The sequence below is a fragment of the Kitasatospora sp. NPDC058406 genome, assembly GCF_042722765.1.
Classification (GTDB): Bacteria; Actinomycetota; Actinomycetes; order Streptomycetales; family Streptomycetaceae; genus Kitasatospora.
The window spans coordinates 40637-60141 of the sequence record NZ_JBHXKE010000009.1 but is presented as its reverse complement, the minus strand read 5'-3'; the positions used below and the strand labels follow the sequence as shown (position 1 = coordinate 60141).

The 19505-nt window shown below is 71.3% G+C and carries 13 protein-coding genes and 1 pseudogene; 9 read left to right on the top strand and 5 right to left on the bottom strand.

From position 1 onward, the window contains the following. Window positions 1-57 precede the first annotated feature (57 nt). The 3 genes from ACFWOG_RS03545 to ACFWOG_RS03535 are packed head-to-tail and all read right to left on the bottom strand — an operon-like array spanning window position 58 to window position 3841. Window positions 58-1710 carry a hypothetical protein gene (locus tag ACFWOG_RS03545; RefSeq protein WP_380354316.1) on the bottom strand — a complete coding sequence of 551 codons (1653 nt, stop codon included), beginning with the start codon at window positions 1708-1710 and terminating at the stop codon, window positions 58-60. Further along, entirely contained in the window at window positions 1707-3191 is a 1485-nt protein-coding gene (locus tag ACFWOG_RS03540; RefSeq protein WP_380354313.1) for a hypothetical protein, read from the bottom strand. Before ACFWOG_RS03540 ends, ACFWOG_RS03545 begins: the two co-directional genes overlap by 4 nt. After that, window positions 3188-3841 carry a hypothetical protein gene (locus ACFWOG_RS03535; RefSeq protein ID WP_380354311.1) on the bottom strand — a complete coding sequence of 218 codons (654 nt, stop codon included), beginning with the start codon at window positions 3839-3841 and terminating at the stop codon, window positions 3188-3190. Before ACFWOG_RS03535 ends, ACFWOG_RS03540 begins: the two co-directional genes overlap by 4 nt. Window positions 3842-4057: 216 nt before the next feature. Here ACFWOG_RS03535 and ACFWOG_RS03530 point away from each other — a divergent pair, with 216 nt between their 5' ends. Then, window positions 4058-5380, top strand: coding sequence for a tetratricopeptide repeat protein (locus ACFWOG_RS03530; protein WP_380354309.1), 1323 nt, complete (start codon window positions 4058-4060; stop codon window positions 5378-5380). A 312-nt stretch (window positions 5381-5692) separates the two neighbouring features. Here the strand turns inward: ACFWOG_RS03530 and ACFWOG_RS03525 are convergent, their stop codons facing one another. Further along, the gene (locus ACFWOG_RS03525; RefSeq protein ID WP_380354307.1) at window positions 5693-5911 is read right to left on the bottom strand and encodes a hypothetical protein; all 219 of its coding nucleotides are present in this window, start codon (window positions 5909-5911) and stop codon (window positions 5693-5695) included. Window positions 5912-6028: 117 nt separating this feature from the next. Here ACFWOG_RS03525 and ACFWOG_RS03520 point away from each other — a divergent pair, with 117 nt between their 5' ends. The 8 genes from ACFWOG_RS03520 (at window position 6029) to ACFWOG_RS03485 (ending at window position 18460) form a co-directional block, all read left to right on the top strand. Next, window positions 6029-8956, top strand: a complete 2928-nt coding sequence (locus ACFWOG_RS03520) for an NACHT domain-containing protein (RefSeq protein ID WP_380354304.1) — start codon at window positions 6029-6031, stop codon at window positions 8954-8956. A gap of 336 nt (window positions 8957-9292) precedes the next feature. Continuing rightward, window positions 9293-9715 (top strand): hypothetical protein, encoded by a 423-nt coding sequence (locus tag ACFWOG_RS03515; protein WP_380354301.1) that lies wholly within the window; start codon window positions 9293-9295, stop codon window positions 9713-9715. A 314-nt stretch (window positions 9716-10029) separates the two neighbouring features. Next, a complete protein-coding gene (locus ACFWOG_RS03510; protein ID WP_380354299.1) occupies window positions 10030-10464 on the top strand; it encodes a hypothetical protein in 435 nt (144 codons plus the stop codon). Then, window positions 10461-11438 (top strand): hypothetical protein, encoded by a 978-nt coding sequence (locus ACFWOG_RS03505; RefSeq protein ID WP_380354296.1) that lies wholly within the window; start codon window positions 10461-10463, stop codon window positions 11436-11438. Before ACFWOG_RS03510 ends, ACFWOG_RS03505 begins: the two co-directional genes overlap by 4 nt. Continuing rightward, window positions 11435-12406 (top strand): AAA family ATPase, encoded by a 972-nt coding sequence (locus ACFWOG_RS03500; protein ID WP_380354293.1) that lies wholly within the window; start codon window positions 11435-11437, stop codon window positions 12404-12406. The genes ACFWOG_RS03505 and ACFWOG_RS03500 overlap by 4 nt, the downstream gene beginning before the upstream one ends. Next, window positions 12403-14460 (top strand): hypothetical protein, encoded by a 2058-nt coding sequence (locus tag ACFWOG_RS03495; RefSeq protein ID WP_380354290.1) that lies wholly within the window; start codon window positions 12403-12405, stop codon window positions 14458-14460. The genes ACFWOG_RS03500 and ACFWOG_RS03495 overlap by 4 nt, the downstream gene beginning before the upstream one ends. Then, on the top strand, window positions 14457-15797 hold the full coding sequence (locus tag ACFWOG_RS03490; protein ID WP_380354287.1) for a CHAT domain-containing protein: 1341 nt from the start codon (window positions 14457-14459) through the stop codon (window positions 15795-15797). Before ACFWOG_RS03495 ends, ACFWOG_RS03490 begins: the two co-directional genes overlap by 4 nt. Continuing rightward, complete coding sequence (locus tag ACFWOG_RS03485; RefSeq protein ID WP_380354284.1) at window positions 15794-18460, top strand: tetratricopeptide repeat protein; 2667 nt, start codon at window positions 15794-15796, stop codon at window positions 18458-18460. Before ACFWOG_RS03490 ends, ACFWOG_RS03485 begins: the two co-directional genes overlap by 4 nt. 180 nt (window positions 18461-18640) lie before the next feature. Here the strand turns inward: ACFWOG_RS03485 and ACFWOG_RS03480 are convergent. Continuing rightward, a pseudogene (locus tag ACFWOG_RS03480) lies at window positions 18641-19505 on the bottom strand (hypothetical protein); the annotation flags it as partial.

The following is a 19505-nucleotide window of genomic DNA, read 5'->3' as shown; positions in this document are numbered from 1 at the left end:
ATGTTTCCAGCGGTATCCCAGCTCAACGGCCGGGAGGAGTCGGTGGGTTGAGGTGCTCTAGCTTGCCCCGGGGAAGCCGTGGGCGGCGCGCGCGGCGCTCTGGGCGATGTGCTCGATCTCGACGCCGGTGAGGGTGAAGCGGCGCAGCCGACGGCCGGTGGTGCGCATGCGGGGGGCGAGGTGGCAGGGGTCCAGTTCCTCGATGAGGACGGTGGGCTGCTCGGTGGGCGGGTTCTTGCGGCCGGTGACGGCGAGCGGCAGGCGGGTGCCGGTGAAGGGCAGTGGGGTGATGCGCCAGATCGGGCCGCGGGCGGTGGAGAGGCTGGCCCGGCCGAATCCTCGTTCCTCCCGCAGAGTCATGGGTTCGCCGTCGGTGGCGGCCAGTCCCCGGAGGAGGTGGAGGGCGCGTCCTTGGTTGACGATCTGGCCGGTGTCGATGGTGAAGTCGCGGGAGAAGAACGCGGCGGCGGGGTAGCCGGCGCTCAGCAGGGCGCGGGCGTGGACGCCGACCATCGGGACGACGCGTTCGCGCAGGTGGGCGGCGGCGGCCTTGTCGACGGGGTCGAGTGCTTGGGCCTTGAGGCGCAGGGTGCAGAGCACCGCGTCGATGTCGCCGGCGGTGGCGTCGGGGAACGGGTCGCGGCGGGCGAGGCCGCGGGCCGCTTTGTGGTCGAGGAGGGTGTTGAGGAAGTGGCGGGTGGCGTCGGTGTAGCCGGACTTCCTGCGCTTGCCGGTGGCCGGGTAGATGTTGAGGGCGGTGAAGCGGCCGTCGGGGTGGAAGTCGGGGTCGGCGCTGTAGTAGTCGCCGTCGGCGTTGGTGAGGCGGTGCAGGCTCACGGGGGTGGCCCGGTGCTGCACCGTCAGGAGGCCGGCGAGGGCGTCGTGGACGGTGGCGTCGGTCGGCCGGGCGGCGTCGGCGGTGATGTGGAGGTAGGGCCGGCCGGGGTCGGACAGGACGGGCCGGCCCTGTTCGTCCAGGCGCTCGATGGCGGTGATCGGCAGCGGGCCGGCGTCGGGCCGGGCGGAGATCAGCAGGTGCGGGCCGACCCGCAGGACGTGGTGGCCGTCGATGCGGGTGTCGGTGAGGTCGGCGATGCCCACGAGCGGCGCGAAGCGCAGCTCGACGGCGGCGGTGGCGGCGCCGTGGCCGAGGCGGTCCAGCAGCGGACGGTAGATCCGCAGGGTGTGGGCGAGGTCGGCGGTGTACTGGTCGCGGGAGGTGCCGGGGGCCTTGCCGACGTAGCCGGCGGCGTACGGGGTGAGGGAGAAGCGGATGCCGTCGAAGACGTCGCCGAGGTCGGTGGCGATACGGCGGTGCATCTGCGTCAGCGCCGTGTTCTTGGCGGAGAACCCGACCGAGGACATGCGGATCTTCACGCCGAGGACGTCGCGGGCGAGTTCGGCGTAGGTGTCGAGATAGGGGTAGGAGCCGATGTCGTTGTCCAGGTAGGGGAAGAGGACGCCGGGGCGGTGGATGCGGCCTTGCGCGATCCGCACGCCGCGGGCGGCGGCCTCGTCGGCGAGCGCGGTCATCAGCTGGGCCAGGCCGCGCGGGGTGAAGCGCCACAGGTCGCTGCCGGCGGCCTGGCTGCACATCGCGCACTTGTTGACGCAGCCGACCTCGGCGGCGAGGTACTGCAGGCGGGTGAGCGCGTCGTCGGGCACGGCGGCGAGCTGGTCGCGCAGGCCGGAGACCGTTGCGGTGGTCATGGGGCGGTTCCTTCCTTGCGGTCGGCGGGGACGAGGTACTGGTCGAAGGCGGCCAGGAGTGCGCGGCCAGCCTCGGAGAGGGTGTGCGGGCCGGCGAACGGCGCGTCGACGGCGGTGGCGATCCCCTCGGCGGTGCCGAGTTCGGCGCCCGGCTCGCAGACGGTGCCGGGGGCGGGGAGGTTGGCGAGCAGGACCTCGCCGGGCCCGGCGTCGGCCGGGTGGGCGCCGGCGCGTACCCACCGCAGGCGGCCCTCGCCGACGCGGTAGACGCCGGGCAGGCCGAGGTGGGGGCCGAGGTGGACCGGCACCCGGCCGCGGTGGCGGAGCTTGAGGTAGTAGGGCCCCGGGGCGGTCCCGGCCGCGAGGTCGACGGTGGCCGCGTTGAAGTCGTCGGGGTCCGGCAGCCAGGTGACCGGGTGGTCGAGCATCGTGGTCAGGTGGGCGATCAGGAACGGCGGCAGGGCGCGCAGTTGCTGGTTGACCGCGGAGACCTCGGTGGTGCCCTGGTTGCGGCAGTTGATCTCGTTGAGGAACACCTCGCCGTCGGAGGTGAGCAGCGCGTCGAGGCCGAACAGGCCCTTCATGCGGTGCTTGTCCCAGGCCCAGGTGGCGATCCGCACGGCCGCGTCCACCAGGCGGGCGGCGGCGTCCTTCGGCCAGGGCAGGCACCAGGTGTTGCCGGCGCTCTTGCCCGCGGCGATTCCGGCCTGCGGCACCCCGACGGCCTTGTGGGAGGGGCGGTCGACGTAGACGCGCAGGCGCCCGGCGTGGTCCGGGACGGACAGCACGGTGGTGTTCGCCGACCAGCCCGTGACGAACGCCGTCACCCGGTAGGGGCCGGCCATCTCCGCCGCCCGCGCGAGGTCGGCCTCGTCGTCGACGAACACGGTTCCGCGGCCGCCGGAGTCCGCGCCGCACTGCACCACCACCCGCTCGGAGCGCACGAGGCGGCGCAGTTGGCTCAGGCCGGGCAGGGTGGCGTCGATGCGGGCGCCGGTCAGGTGCAGGGCGGCCGGGACGCCTGCCTGGTCGAGGATGTCGCCGAAGTTCGCCTTGTCCTCGACCTCGGCGCGCAGGGCGGCGTCGACGGCGGCCACTGCGCCGCGCGGCCCGGCCCACCGCCGCAGCCGGTCGGTGGCGTACCAGGCGGCGATGACCGGCCGCCCGTGGCGGCGCAGGACTGCCTGGGCGCTGCGGTCGAGGTCTCTCGTCCAGGTCCGGCGCTGGGCGGTGCCGCGGCGGGCGGTGCGGCCCTCCAGCGTGAGTGCCTGGATGGGCGAGGCACTCCCCCAGGTCTCGTAGCAGCCGATGGCCAGCGCCGGTCGGGCGGCGGCGATCGGTGCCGGCCCGGTGTAGGAGGTGCGGCCGCTGCTGGCGAACCGCTCCACTGCCACCAGTGGCCTGCCGTCGAGGGCGGTGCGCAGGTCGTGCTCGGCCGCCTGCCACAGTGCGGTGTCGTGCGCGGGAACGGGGAAGGTCATGCGGTCCGCCCGTAGGCGGGGCCGGTGGCCTGCAGGGCGGGCAGGCCGGTGGCGGCGAGGACCTGGTCGGCGATCTCCTCGGGCGTGTGCTCGGCCGTGTCGAAGACCAGGAGGGTGCGGTGGCGGCGGGCGACGAGGTGCAGCAGGCTCGCGTTGAAGCGGGCCGCGAACCGTTCGTCCTCGACGCTGCGGCGGTCCGCGGCATCGACGTCCGCCCGCATCTCCATCCGCTCGCGCCGCACCTGGGGGCTGGCGTGCAGGTACACGGCGACGTCGAAGGTGGCGAACACCCGGCGGGCCCACAGCGACAGCACGGCCGCAAGGTAGGGGCCGCCCGCCAGGCCGAAGGCGATCGTGCGGTCCGCGTAGCCGTCCTGAATGATCGCTGCGCCGGCCGGCAGGGGCGGATCGAGGCGGGCGAGGAGTCCGTCGAGGGCGTACCCGCCGACGAGGAACGCCGCGGTGATGGCGCTGCTCTCGGCCTGCCGGACCAGCGGCAGCCGCTTGAGCAGCGGCTCGACGGGGTGGTGCTCGGCGAGCATCCCGCGGTGGCGCACCGCGGGGACCCCTCGGGCTTCGAGGGTCTTGATCAGAGCGGCGACCAGGGTGGTCTTGCCCGACATGTCCAGTCCGTCGACGAGGATGCGCATGCTGTGCCTCCTGAACCACGAAGGGGGGGTGGGGTCCGGGCCGCCCGGCACAGGCCGGTGGGGCCCGTGCCCGCGGACGGTTCGAGGGAAGGAGTTGCTTCCTCGCCGACCACGAGCGGCTGACTCTCAGTCAACGACCGTGCACGCTGGCGCAGAAGCTGCCAGGGTGTAGGCCAGTCGTCGGCCGTTTGTCGGCCGGTGTCGGCCAGGGGAGGGATGGTCGTGTCGGCGGACACCGCACCGATCGGGACGCTGATCAGAGCCGCCAGGAAGCACAACGGCTGGTCGCAGCCCCGGCTCGGCCGCGAACTCGGCGCCGCCGAGGGCAAGGGAGCCGCCGGGCCCGGGCGTGACCAGGTGTCGCGGTGGGAACTCGGTGGACGTGTCCCCACATACTGGCTGCCGTACCTGATCAAGGTCCTGGAACTGCGGCCACCGCCGGCGGACGACAGTTCGCCGACCGGTCCAAAAGATCCGGCCCCGGGCGATACCGTGGATTCCGTCATCGAGCTGAGCCGGAGGGACGTGGTGGATCGCCGGGGATTCGTGGCCGCCTCCAGCGCATACGCGCTCGCGGCCCTGGGGCTGCCCGACCCGGAGAGCCTGCTGCGCCGCGTCCGCCTGAAGTCCGGCGGGAAGGTCCGTGTCGGCCGGGGCGAGGTCGCGGCGGTCCTGCAGATGACCAGGTCCCTGGGCGACGCAGCGGCGGAACTCGGCGGCGGACACGCCCGCCACCTCGCCGTCCGCTACCTCCACGAGGACGTCTCCGCCTGGCTGGACGGCACCTGGACCGAGGCCGTCGGCCGCGACCTGTTCGCCGCCACCTCCCAACTCGTCCACCTGGCCGGCTGGATGGCCCAGGACGAGGGCAACCAGGACGCCGCCCAGCAGTACTACGCGCACTCCTTCCGCCTGGCCTCCGAGGCCGGCGACGCCGAACTGGCCGCAACCGCCCTGCGCGGCCTGGCCGTCCAGGCCATCGACCTCGGCTTCCGCGCGACCGCCGTCCGCATCGCCGAGGACTGCGTGAACCACGCCAAGAACCTCGACGACCCCCGCGCCGTCGCCTACTACCAGGCCACCCTGGCCAACGCCGCCGCCCTCGACGGCGACCGGCCCACCGCCACCCGCTCCCTCGCCACCTCCCAGACCTCCATCGAACGCGCCACCGGCACACCGAGCGACTCCTGGGCCTCCCACTACAGCATCGGCCGCTGGGCCCACGAAGCCGGCATGATCCTCGCCCGCCTCGGCGACCACGCCAGCGCCCAGGACCACCTCCACCACGCGCTCGACATCCACGGCCTCGACCGCCGCCGCACCCGCGCCATCGTCCTCGCCGACCTCGGAACCGTCCGCCTCCGCCAGGACGACGTCGACGGCGCCCTCACCGCCTGGAACGACTTCCTCGACTGCGCGGACGGCATCCGCTCCGTCAAAGTCCAGGACGCCGTCCACGACATGCGCGCCCGCCTCTACCGACTGCGCGACATCCCCGGCGTCGAAGAACTCGACGAACGAGCATCCGCCCTCGAATGAGCGCCGGCGCGGCCCTGCGATTCGCGCCACCTGCGGCCACGCCCGGGACCGGGCCGAGGTTCTCGGTTTCGAACAAGCTGCCGGCCTGACCGATACGGGGAGGCAGCCGAGGACGGATGGCTCCCGGAGACGACCGGCCGACCTTCGCCACTCGCGGCAACAACTCGGTCGTGGCGTCCTTCCCGAACTCCCCGGCCGGGCGACCCCCACGCTTTCTGAGCGGGTCCCGGCAGCTTCTCGGAAGGCTTTCGACACAGGAGCCTTGACCGACTTGTACAGAGCCCGCCGAGGAACCACCTGCGCCACTCGATTTCACCCTGCTGCCAGCACGTCGATCCCCAGGGCCAGAATCGACACCAGCAGTGCGAGGGCGCTCGCGAAGGCCACCGCTGCGCGGCGCAGGACAGACGGAGCCCCCTCCCCCTCCAGATGGGCCAGCCACGCAGCGCCAGCCGCGGCAAGGAGGGAGAGCAGAGCTGCAAAGCCGAGGGCGAGGGCAAGGATGGCGACTGTCGTCCGTGATCCGGCCATGGCGTTCCTTCGTTCCGTCGTGGGACTGGACAGGCAGAAGGTTCGGCCGTTTCACGTACAGCGGCGTACGGGTGGACGAAGATGAACGCGCGCGGAGAACAGCGGCGGAGGTATCGGTTGATTGAGCAGGTGTCGTCGTCCGCACTGGCCGAGCTGAAGGACCGGTTACGTCGGCGACGTGTGCATCGGCGGCTTTCCATGACCGCGTTGGAACGTCTCGCGGGGTTGGGTCACACGACTGTCAGCCGTGCGCTGAACGGTCCAGCGGTCCCGTCCGAGGCGACTGTGCTGTCCTTGGCCGCGTGCTTGAAGTTGGAGGTGGAGCCTCTGCTCGAGCTGCGCCGTCAGGCCCTGCCCGCCCGCGCGGCTGCCGCCGACTCCGGGAACAGGACGGCTCCGCCGGGGCAGGGTGAGGTGGAGTTCGAGGAGCGCTACCGGAGTTACGTGGAGCGTCGGCACGGGAGGTTGTCCGTCGTCGGCCTTGATCTGTCCCGGCCGGAGCAGGCATGTTGGCCGCTGGATGCGGCGTACCTCAGCCTTGAGTTCGCCGTCGGCACCGAACGGCATCCTTCGGCAGATTCCCGGGGCCACGAGGGGGCGCGGGGGCCGGCCGGCCCGCAGGTCCGGATCGACCGGGCCGAACAGGCGCTGGCGGGTCGGCAGCGCGTGCTGGTGCGAGGACTGGCCGGCGGTGGCAAAACGACGCTCCTGCAGTGGCTGGCGGTGTCCTCGTCCCGCAAGGAACTTCCGGAGCAGTTGGGGCACTTGAGGGGCAGCGTTCCGTTCCTCCTGCCGTTGCGCACCTTGGTGCGCCGCGGGCAGTTGCCCGGCCCGCAGGAGTTCCTCTTGGCGGTCGGTTGCCCGCTGGACCCGGCCCAGCCCGGGGGCTGGGCCGACCAAGTGCTGGCCGCAGGAAGGGGCCTTCTTCTGATCGACGGCCTGGACGAAGTTCCCTGGGCTCAGCGGGAGAAAACCAGATCATGGCTGCTGGAGTTGATCGCCGCCTACCCGCAGGTTTCGGTGGTCGTCACAGGCCGGCCCTCCGCCGTTCCCGACGGGTGGCTCGCAGGGCACGGTTTCACGGAGCTGACTGTCCGTGCGATGAGTACGGCCGATGTGACAGTGTTCGCCACGCGTTGGCATGCGGCTGCCGCCGCCGGAGCGGTGAGTGATGAGGAGCGCGCTCATCTGGCTGATCTGGAAGCCGCGTTGAAGAGCGCGGTGCGCTCCCAGCGGGATCTGGCACGGCTTGCCACGACGCCGCTGCTGTGTGCGCTGATGTGCGGGCTGCACCGTGATCGGCGCGGGCATCTTCCGCAGCGCCGGATGGAACTGTACGAGGCCGCGCTCTCGATGCTGCTGGTACGCCGCGACCGGGAGCGTGGCATCGGGGCTCCCGAGGGACTCGTACTCACCGAGCATCAGAGCGTCCAGTTGCTTCAGCGCTTGGCGTACTGGCTGGTCCGCAACGGACAGACCGAGATGGACCTGGACACGGCTCTGCACATCGTCGGTGAGGCACTGCCGACCATGCCCCAGGTTCAGAGCCAGGGCGACGCACAAACGGTGCTCGCACATCTGCTGGCACGCAGCGGCCTGCTGCGCTCTCCCGCAGCAGATACGGTCGACTTCGTCCACCGCACTTTCCAGGACTACCTCGGGGCGAAGGCCGCGGTGGAGGCTCGTGACCTCCCCCTGCTGGTACGCCACGCCCACGACGACCAATGGGAGGATGTGGTGCGGATCGCCGTCGGCCACGCCCGCCCCCACGAACGCGCTTCGCTGCTGCGGCGCCTGATTGCCCGTGGGGACCGCACCCCGCTTCACCGCACCCGCCTCTACCTCCTGGCGACCGCGTGCCTGGAGAACGCCACCGAACTCGACCCTGTCGTACGGCAGGAGATCCAGGAACGCACCGCTACGCTGCTGCCTCCGCGCAGCACCCAGGAAGCGGAGAAGCTTGCCGCAGTGGGCCCGGTCGTCCTGGAACTACTTCCTGGTCCCGAGAACCTCGAGGGCGACGAGGCGGCCGCGGTCGTACGCACCGCCGCTCTCATCGGCGGCGACGCGGCAATGCACCTCCTGGAAGGGTTCCGCGACTCCAGTCATGCCCCTGTCGCGTGGGAGCTGCAGGACGCTTGGAACCGGTTCGACACCCACGAATACGCTCACGGCGTCCTTGCCCACTTGCCCGGGCGCCAGATCGTACACGTCACCACGTTGGGGCAGCTCGCCGTCCTGCCTGCGCTGCCGCCCCCGATAGGCATCACCGCGGAAGGTGATCTGCCCATCAGCGAGCTGACCGCCTCGCTGAGTGCGAAGACCGAGTTCCTTCGTGTCGAGAACAATCCGTCCATACAGGACCTGAGTTTCCTTGGGTCCTGTCCCGACTTGAGGCACCTGGCCCTCCATCGGTGTCTCAACCTCACCGATATCACTGATGCCCACCAGTCCGGTCTCGACGGCCTCTCACTATTCGGCTGCACGTCCATCGACCCCGATGCCCTCCAGCACCTCTCAGGAATCCAGCATCTGAGCCTGGACATGGCCCTGCCGAACCGGCGCCTCGATGCCCTTCCCGTCCACGCCGAACTGGCTTATCTGTTCTTGGGCAGCACCACTTGTGAATGCCTGGCACTCGAGGGAATCTCACGCTGGCGCAACCTGACCTCCCTATGCCTGTGCGCACCCGTCACAGGTACCGCTGAGCTGAAGGCCCTGCCCAGGCTGGAGAGCCTCTCGCTCCAGGGCGGCGCGGAGCGAGATCTGGGAGACCACCCCGTACTGCTTCCCCAGGTACGAGACCTCTACCTGGGGAACTGGAGGGAATCGGCAGACACGCCCACCCTCGATGCCGTCGCCCGAACCTTTCCCGGTCTCCGCAAACTCACCATCTCGCACTACCACCGGGGCCACTACCTCGACCTCGGCCCCCTGCGCGGCATCCCCGGCCTCGCCCTCCACCTCGACGGACCCGGCAACGTCACCGGTACCGAGCACTTCCCCGAGGAATTGATCACCCGCACACCCCGACCCCGTACCTGACACAGGGCCTCCTGCCGGCCTGTTCACCTCCCCCGGGCGGGCGCCCGGCAACTGGTCGGCGGACGTCGAACACGCCGGAAGGGGGCCCGACACGTGGTTCCAGCCCCGACAGGCCCCCAGTGACTGACCAGTGTCGGCCGACCGGTCGGGCGCTGCGGCACTCTGCTCGCACCGACCGGGCCTCGACAGACGTCCCTTCCCTGCCCGAGGGGTGAGCACGTTCTCGGGCAGACATCCTCACGCCCCGGACGGGGCCTGGCCCGCCAACGTGACCAAATGTCGAGGGAAATGACGGATCAAGCCCCCGGGCCACCGCCGCTGCCGCATGATCTTCGTGTGCTGAGTTACAACGACACGCTCCCCGACCGATGGTGGGCGCACAGGCGCGACGACCGCCTCCACCGTCTTGACCTGACCCTCACCGTGTGGGACCGGCCGCCGCTGGGCGATCTCCCGGATGTGTCCGAGATTCTGGACAAGGTGGAACATGCGGTGGCGTGGTGTTCTCGCCCTCAGGCGAGCGGGGAACAGAGACGGGCCGGGGAGATCCTGGCCCGTGCCGGCAAGGACCTGGCGGCGGCCGAAGGGCTGGAGAACACCGCTCTGGCCTTGGTCAACCATCACCTCCGGCAGGCCCTGCAACGGGTCGAGGAGGCAGCCCGGCTCATGCCCATGCCCACCGGCCCGACCGCACCAGGTCCCTGTCCTCCCTCTGCCGGTCAACCGGCGAGGACCCGTCCCGACCATCTGTTCGGGTGATCACCGGTCCGACGGTCCGACCGGGGCGTCAGGCCCGTTGCGGTGCGCGGGGATCAAGTCCGAAGTATCGTGCACCATCTCGCAATCAACAGCTCGCCCGCAAAGGCCCGTTCGCGGCCACCTACGCGGCCACCCGGACGCGGCCCGTCATTCCTCCCCACCGGGGCTCCGTGAGCCACGAGGCTGGCCACGACCGCGAACAGCCACCGACACAGCCGCCGGTTCGGGCCCGATGTCGGACATGGTCAAACGCCCTCCGCAGGGCAGCACGTCGGCCCTAGAATCGGGCGACATCGCTCATCCCGAGGGGGGCCATGACGAACGATGGCGTGGCAGGGGCGCGCAGCCGACTCGGCCGGTTGATCGATCCCAACGCCCGAGCGGCGGACGTCGGCGACCATCTGGACATCACGGCCGAGGACCGGGCCGACCGCGTGCGGTCACGGTTGGACGCGATGTTTCGCGACCGGCCGGAGCTGTCCGCGGTGATGATCCGTTTGGACGGGCGGGACGTCGGTATCGCAACTGCGTACCGGATACGTTCGACAGCCGGAACCGCCGCCGAGCAGCCCGATTTCGGTACGTCCGACCGGGCATCACTGCCGGTCCTCTCCCAGCAGTTCAGGGTGATTCGGTTCGTCTGTCGCATTGGTTCCTGCAGTGGAGCAGCCGTCCGTTCGTACTACGACCATCGCACCGTTCCGGTGTGTACCACCGCACAGCACGGCAGGCTGGAGCTCCAGCGGTGAGCCTTCCCGGCACTCTCAAGCCACCCGCCGAACTCGGCGCGGGCCGGCGGTTCTTCCTGCTCGGCTATCTGCCGACGTACGCGGCTCTGATGTTCCTCCTTGTGCTCGTGTGGGCCGGGGCCCGTGCCTGGGCGGCACCCGCGGGAGCCGGGCTGAGCTTCAAGGCGGCTTGGGAAACGACCGCCGGGCTGGGCGCCGGCGAGCTGATGGCGCTGCTGATCGGCGTCACGCTCCTCGGAGTTGTGCTCAATCCGCTGCAACTCCCCCTGGTTCGTGCCTTCGAGGGCTCCTGGCCACGTCGGCTCGGCGGCGGCATGGCCCTGCGTCGGCAGGGCGCACGCAAGCGTGCCCTGGAGTCCGCCGCGCAGCTGCCGCAAGGAACAGAGGCGCTCCTGACCTCGGAGACGGTCCAGCGGGCCGGACAGGCCGGGCAGGAACTGCGGCGGCGCTTCCCACTCCCCGACCGCCTGCTGCGCCCGACCGCTCTCGGCAACGCCCTCGCTGCCGTGGCGGACAGCGCCGGCCGCGCGTACGGTCTCGATGCGGTGGCGGCCTGGCCCCGGCTCTACCCGGTGCTCGGCGCGGAGGTGCGCGCGCTCGTCGACGACCGGCGCGACGGGCTGGACGGTGCCGTTCGGATCGCGGCCGTCATGACCGCGACGGCGGCCGCGGCAGGTGTGCTGCTGCTGCGCACCGGCTGGTGGCTGCTGCTGGCCCTGCTCCCGCTCGTTATCGCGTCCGCCGCCTACCGCGGCGCGGTCCAGGCGGCTCTCGGCTACGGGGAGACCGTGCAGGTCGCCTTCGATCTGCACCGTGCCGACCTGCTCAAGGCACTGCGGCTCGCACCGCCCGCCCGGCAGTCCGACGAGCACGCCCTCTGCTCCGAGCTGAGCGACTTCTGGCGACAGGGCATCCCGCTGGACCCCGCCAGGACCTACGCCGTCGACGGCGGCAGCAACGGAGGCAACCCGTGACACGCCCAGGCGCCGGCCGGCGGATCCTTCCGTACTCGCTGCTCGTCGGCCAGGAGGAGCTGTGCACCGCCCTGGAGATCGCCTACGTCGACGGAGCTGTCGGAGGGGTGCTCGCCACCGGGCAGCGCGGGACCGCGAAGACGACCACCGTCCGTGCCTTCAGTCTGATGGTGGCGGGTGAGCTGCCGGTGACTCTGCCGATCGGGGCGACCGACGACCGGGTACTCGGAGGCTGGCAGATCGAGAAACTGATGCAGGGAGCCGCCGAACCCGAGGACGGACTGCTCGTCGAGGCCGCCGGCTCGGGCTCCCGGATCCTCTACATCGATGAGATCAACCTGCTCGACGACTACCTCGTCAACATCATCCTGGACGTGGCGTCCACCGGGCTCCTCAGTGTCCAGCGGGAGGGCCGCTCGGAGCACCGCCAGCAGGTGGACTTCACCCTGGTCGGCACAATGAACCCGGACGAGGGCGGGCTCCGTCCTCAGCTCCTCGACCGGTTCGGCCTGGTCGCCGATGTCGCACCGGAGGAGGACCCCGAACGGCGCCACCGGATCATCGAGACCGTCCTGCGCTTCGAGGCCGAGCGCGACGACCCCGGGTCCGCGTTCCTCGCCGAGGCGTACGAACGCAACGCCACTCGCAAGGCCGAGCTGGACGCCGCCCGGGAGCGACTCGGATCCGTCGAATACGGCGACAACACCCTGCGTGACTGCGCGCGGCTCGCGGCCGCCTTCCGCGTGGTCGGCCATCGCGGCGACCTAGTGCTCGGGCGGGCCGCCCGGGCACTGGCCGCGACCGAGGGCGCAGCAATCGTGACCGGTGACCACCTTCGGCGGGTGGCCAAGCCGGCGCTCGTCCACCGCCGGTCCACCGAGGAGTCCGGCTCCCTGCCGGTGTGGGGGGCGGAGCACGACCAGCAGGTCGACCAGCTGCTGTCGACCGCGACCGGACAGGACCGGTGACCGCGGTTCCTCCCCTGCTCGCCCGGGTCCTGGCGCTGCTGGACTGTGTGGCGGCGGAACAGCGTCTGGGCGGTCTGCTGCTGTTCGACCTGGAGCCGTCGCTGCTGCCGCTGCTCGGCCGGGTACTGGCCGATCGGCTGGGCAGCCGCGGACGCGAGGACGGCGTGGGGCACCGGGTCGGCGGACAAGCGGACGGTCTGCAGGGCGACGCGGCCACGGGACGCGACCCCATGGCGCCGGTTGTCGTCCTCGGTGCCTGGACGACGGCCGAGAGCCTCTGGCTCCGGACCGCGCCCGCCGCGCACGGCTTCGTCCTGGAGCCTGGAGTGCTCGTCGAGCGCCAGGACGACCGCCCGCCACCGGTCGTCCTGGTACCCGACCTGGAACACGCCCCTCTCCCGGTCGTCCACGCCGCCCTGGCGCTGCTCGACTCCGACGCCGCGTCAGTGGAACGTCTCGGTCACAGCCTCCGGTGGGAGCCCCGAGCCCGCTGGCTGGCCGCTCTGCCCCGTGCGGCGGCCGGCCGGCTCTCCCCGCACCTGCTCGATCGTTTCCCGCTCCGCGTCGATGCGGGAGGCCTCGCCGAGGCACTGAGCGCTCTGCGCGCCGCCACCGGAGCGAAGGATGACACGACCGACGCCTCCGGGACGGTCGACGATGCGGCGCTGCTCCGCACGGCTCTGCCCCCGCCCGGCCGAGGGGGCCGACCCGCACGCCTCACCTCCGAAGCCGCCGCCCTCGTGGTGTCGCTGATGCCCGACAGCCCCGGCCGGCGCCGGGACCTGGCGCTGGCCCGCACCGCCCGGGCCCTGGCCTCCGGTGCGGAGAGCATCTCACCGGAGCACGTGCGCGAGGCGGCCCGGCTGTTCGGCCTCACGCAGCCCCAGGCCGAGCCGCTCCCAGCAGCGGCCCCCGCCCCGGGCTCCCTGCCCGTGGACCCGGCCGAGCCTGCGGCACCCGCCGCTGCCACTCCCCCGCTCACCATCGATACGATCGGCGACCGCTCTGCGGTCGCCGCGTCGGAGCCCCGTCCGCTCGACGCCGAGCAGGTTCCGCTGCCCGGTCCCGCCACCGGCTCCCTCTACCCGGAGGACGACCCGTCAGCACTGGCCCCGTTCGCCTCCCTGCGCTCGGCGCACCGCCGTCCCTTCGCCGACCGGCCGACAGGCGGTCAGCGGATCGGGGTGCGGCCCGCCCGCGATCTCCACGACCTCGCGCTCGTCCCCACCCTGCTGGAGGCCGCGAAGTTCCAGACGGTCCGCCGACCACCGGACCGGAAGGGCGGGCGGGCGGGGGAACGGCACGATGCACCCGCCGGGCGGCCGGCGCTGACCGTGAGCGCGGCGGATCTGCGTCAGTACCGGCATGCCCGCGACAGCGGTCGCACACTGATCCTGGTCCTGGACCACTCCTGCCGCGCCGGCTGGGACCTCGGCCCCGCACTGGCGCCCTTCCTCCGTTGGGCCTACCGGTACGACGCCGCTGTCACCGTCGTCGAGTTCGGACACCGCGGCGCCTCGAACGAGCCGGCTGCCGAACGCTACCGGGCGACGTCCCTCCTCGATCCGCGCATTCCCGCGTCCATCGGGCGGACACCGGGCCTGGCCAGTCCGCTCGCCCATGCGCTGGACCTCGCGGCCCAGGAACTGCGCCGCTCCAACCGCCGCTTCCGTGGCAGCCATCACGAGGCGGTGCTGGTCGTTGTGACCGATGGCCGGGGCAACGTGCCGTTCAACGCGAGCCTGCTCGGACGGGTGGCGGCCCGGGTCGGCCGTGAGGGCGTGACGGACGCCCTCACCGCGGCCCGCGCGGTCCGCAGGATCGCGGCGGCACGGACCGTGCTCATCACCCCCGAGTCCGGCCTGTACCCGGAACTCGCCTTCGACCTGGCCGAGAGCCTGGGGGCCGAACTGCTTCTCGTGCCGGTCGGGCAGGCCGGCGGCGCACCGGCGGGGACGGGCTCATCGAACGATCAGCCGCCGGTACCCCCGACGCCGTACGAGTCGCCGTCGGGCGTGGCGCGCCCTGCTCCGGACACGGGACAGCCACGATGACGGCCCCGCACCCGCCCACCATGCGCGGGCTCCTCAACGCCGACGGCGGTGTGCCGGTGCCGCGTCCGGCCGCACGCCCGTCGACCGAACCGGAACCCGGGGACCTCGTACCTCCCCGCCCACCCGACGAGTTCGACCCCGGGTGGGTCGGCCTCGGTGAGACCCTGCCCGCCGGTACCGCGATGCTCTGTGTCACAGGCAGCGGTTCCACGAAGCAGCCAAGGCTCTCGCTGACCTGGCACCACGCCCGGACCGTCCAGTCCGCACCGAACCAGCCGGAGTTGCCTCGCCTCGGTCTGTCACTGGCACGACTGATGAAGGAGGCCGCTGAGGAAGCGGATGCGACGCCGGTCCGCCCCGGCCGCGAAGGACCCTGGTCCGCTGCCTACTACCAGGTCCGGAACTGGTGGCAGTACCAGAGCACCCTCGTCCGCTGGATCCGGGAGCTGTTCGCCACGGCACCCCAACCACGTCTCGTCATCTGGGACAACACCGCACACAACATCCCCTGGGAGCTCTTCTACCACCAGCCGTCGGCAACCTCCGGCAGCGGCCCAGAAGGATGGCTCGGCGAGCTCGTCCCGGTCGTCCGCTGGACCAGCGTCCACGACGGCCCACGCATCGCGGGCTACTCGGCGGCACAGCACGTCAGCAAGGGCAGCCTGCTGATGCTGGAGGAGGAGAGCCTCGCCGTGCCCGACGACGGCTTCACCAGGTACGTCGTCGAACCACGCGTGCACTCGATCGACGAACTCATGCAACGACTCGACGGAACCGGCGAGCCGCCCGGCCTGGTCATGATCCGCTGCCACGGCTTCTACGCGCAGTCCGCGAGCGAGTTCACCATCGGCGGACCGTCGCTGAACCGATTCACGGGCTACTCCATGAGGACACTGAGGGAGTTCCAACCACCTGTCGTGCTCAACTCCTGCGCTTCCGGGCAGGCGATCCAGGACAAGCAGTTACCCGGCCGCCCGGTGCGCAGCTTCGTCGAGCTGTTCCTCCGGTACGGGGCGAGCGCCGTGGTCGCGGTCAACGGCGACATCGACATCGACCACTCGCACGAGTTCGCCACCCGTCTAGTAGCGAGCGCCGCGGAAAGGCCTGTCAACCTCGCCGCAGCCCTCCAGGAACACCGCCGGTACTACTGCGCGGAACTCGGCCGCCAGCGGCCCGGCAGGGACCCGAAGGATGTCGACGAAGACTACAAACACTTCCTGACCAGCTTCCTGTACGTGTACTACGGGCATCCGGACACCACCCTGCACCTCACCCAGCCCGCAGACGGCGCCACCGGCGGTGACGGCACGGGCCGGCAGGAGGGAGCAGCGTTATGACACCGCCGTCGGTCCCGCTGCGCCCGCTGGTGAGCTGGCCTCACCTGGCAGAACCGGGACGCAGCTACCTCGTCACCGTCGATGTCGAGATCGCAGGAACCGAGCCCGTACCCGACTGGCCCTACGACCAGGAGGAGTTCGCGATCGGTTGCATGCTCGCAGGCTGCCCGGGTATCGAGATCGAGGCCCTGGGTTCCACCGCAGTCGTCCTCCACCGGTTCGGCGGAACCTACGGTCCGGCGCGCTTCGTGGCCCATGCCGCCGACAACCTCCCGGCCCCCGGGACCGAGTCCGGGGAACCACGACTCCAGCTCACCCTGATCACGGCCGGCGGCGTCCCGTTCCGCACGGTCAACCTGCCGATCACCGTCAGCCGGGAAACCGACGCCCCGCCACAACAGGAACCGCCGAGGGTGCTGCTCCCCTCCCGGGAACGACGATCGGCCGAACCGTTGCCCCCGGAACGGTTGTCCGAGGCAATCGCCCCGCCCGAACCAAGGGGATTCCTCCCGTGGGAGCCACCGAGCGGGGCAGTCGTCGAGGACGGCTTGACGGGCGTCTCGATCGTTGAGCCGGTGTCGACCTACGACGGTGGGCACGACGCTCCGGGCAGCGGGACTGATAGCAACCAAGCCGAACACTGGGTCGAGAGCGTCACTGCCGGCGCCACCGCGTTCCAGGTCGGCCGCGACCTCACTGTCCATCACCACCATGCCGGGCCGGGCACGGACGTCGGGTGGCCGGTACGGGTGGGCGCAGTGCCTCCGTTGGCCTCCGGGTTCCAGCCTCGCGAAGCCCTGCGCGAGGCGATCGACCGGGCCCACGGACGACACGCCACGGTCGTCCTCACCCAGGTCCTGTCCGGCGGCGGCGGAGTCGGCAAGTCCCAGCTCGCCGCGGCGCGCGCCCACCAGGCTCACGCCGAAGGCGTGGACGTACTGGTGTGGGTCAACGCCACCGAGACCGCACAGATCATCGCCGCCTACGCGCAGGCCGCGGCAAGGGCAGGTGTGCCCGGTGCAGACGGGCAGGACGCGGAGAGCGACGCGACGGCGTTCCTGGACTGGCTCGCCGTCACCGACCGGACCTGGCTGGTGGTCCTGGACGACCTCACCGACATCGAGGACGCCGCCCCGTGGTGGCCGCGTCCGCCCGCCGGCGCGAACGGCCGGGTGCTGGCCACCACCCGCCGCCGCGACGCCCTCGTCACCGGAGGCGGCCGAGCCCGCGTCGACATCGGCACCTACACCACCGCCGAAGCCATCGACTACCTGCGCGAACGGCTCGCCGAAGCCGACGCCGGCCACCTCCTCGGCGACCGTGCCGACGACCTGGCCGAGGCGCTGGGCCGGCTTCCACTGGCCCTCGCCCACGCCGCCGCCTACATGATGAACGAGGGCGTGGACTGCACCGGCTACCTCGGCCTCTTCGCGGACCGGGCCTCGCGTCTGGAGACCTTGCTGCCGACCGGCGCGGACACCGACGGCTACGGCCGGCAGGTCACTGCCTCCCTGCTCCTAGCCCTCGATGTAGCCCAAGGGCGGGAACCGGTTGGCCTCGCTGCCCCCGCGCTCCGCCTCGCCGCCCACCTCGACCCCGCCGGCCACCCCCAACAACTCTGGGGCACTGATGCCGTCACCCACTACCTCACCATGCACCGCACCGCACCAGGCCCTGGCTCCCGCCAATCCGGCCCCGTCACCCCTGACCAGGCCCGCGCCACCCTGCGTCTGCTCCACCACTACGCCCTCCTCACGCACGATCCCCGTGACGGCGACCGCGCGGTGCGTCTGAACGCTCTGACCGCACGCGCCGCCCGCGAGACCACTCCTTCTGGCGATACCCCCGGTACCGTCCACACCGCCGCCGACGCTCTCCAGGACATCTGGCCCGAACACGAACACACTGCACGAGACCTGGCCGCAGTCCTGCGCGCCAACGCCGACGCTCTCGCCGCTCACGCCGGCGACTTGCTCTGGCGTCCCGACGGACACCCCGTCCTGTTCACGGCAGGCATCAGCCTCAACAGCACCGGCCTGATCGGCGCCGCCGCCGCCCACTGGCACCGTCTGGCTGCCGATGCCGAGCGACTGCTCGGCAACGACCACCCCGAAACCCTCACCTCCCGTTCCAACCTCGCCTTCTCCTACTGGCAGGCCGGACGCACCGGCGAGGCAATCGTGATCGAGGAGCAGGTCCTCGCCGACCGCGAACGGATCCTCGGCCACGACCACCCCGACACCCTGTTCTCCCGTTCCAACCTCGCTCGCTCCTACCAGCAGGCCGGACGCACCGGCGAAGCGATCGCCATCGAGGAGCAGGTCCTCGCCGACCGCGAACGGATCCTCGGCCACGACCACCCCGACACCCTCACCTCTCGCGCCAACCTCGCCATCTCCTACCAGCAGGCCGGACGCACCGGCGAAGCGATCGCCATCGAGGAGCAGGTCCTCGCCGACCGCGAACGGATCCTCGGCCACGACCACCCCGACACCCTCACCTCTCGCGCCAACCTCGCCATCTCCTACCAGCAGGCCGGACGCACCGGCGAAGCGATCAACCTGCTGGAACAGGTTCTCGCCGACAGCGAACGGATCCTCGGCCACGACCACCCCGACACGCGAGAAGCTACGGATGTGCTCCGAAGGTGGCAGACGCCCTGAGCCGCGACGACTGGGCCCACATGGCCTGACAGGTCGACCGACACAATCCGCTGACCAGTGGTTTGTCCGTGCCGGTTACGGCTTGCTTCCCGCTCCGTTGTAGATCGTTTCCCAGACCGACTGTGCGTAGTGCTCCTGCGTGTCGTGTTCTCTGGCTGGGTACTCGGCTGATGATCCCACCTACGGTGTGGCGGGGGTGGGGGTGTCCGGGCTGTCGGTGTTGGCCGGGTGGGTGGGCACGGATGAGACATCGAACGCGAGGTAGCCCGACTCGGTGCCTGCGATGAGCAGCCCGCAGTGTTCAGTCAGTGCGTACACCTTCTCCGGCAGGGACAGCGTGTGCGCAGTGCGAGTGCGTTGGTTCCAGATCTGCACGGCCTTGTCGTGGTGGGCGGTGGCGAGGTACGGGGTGCCGTCGGATGCGTTGAACGCCGTCACCGCGAGTACACCGCTGGTGCGGCTGGTAAGGGGAGGTCCGTCCTGGCAGCCGGTGAAGGGGTCCCAGATCCGCACCGTCCCGTTCCCGAAGCTGGTGGTGGCGAGGCGTGGGCTGCCGTCAGAAGCGGCGAACACTGCCACCGCCCGAACCCCGCCAGTGGGGCCTGTGAGCGGGGAGCCGACCTGCGAGCCGGTAGCTGGGTCCCAGATCCGCATTGTTGCGTCTTCGCTGGTGGTGGCGAGGCGTGGCGTGTCGTCGGGGGCAGTGAACGCTGCCACCGCCAGCACTCCACCGGTGTGACCGGCGAGGGGAGGTCCGTCCTCGCGGCCGGTGGCAGGGTTCCAGATCCGCGCTGTTCCGTCCCCGATGCTGGCGGTGGCGAGGCGTGAGGTGCCGTCGGAGGCGGTGAACGCAGCCACCGCGCTCACTGGGCCAGTGTGACCGGCGAGGGGAGGTCCATTTTGGCGACCGGTGACGGGGTCCCAGATCCGCACCGTCCCATCCCCGAAGTTGGCGGTGGCGAGGCGTGAGGTGCCGTCGGAGGCGGTGAACGCAGCCACCGCGCTCACTGGGCCAGTGTGACCGACGAGGGGAGGTCCATTTTGG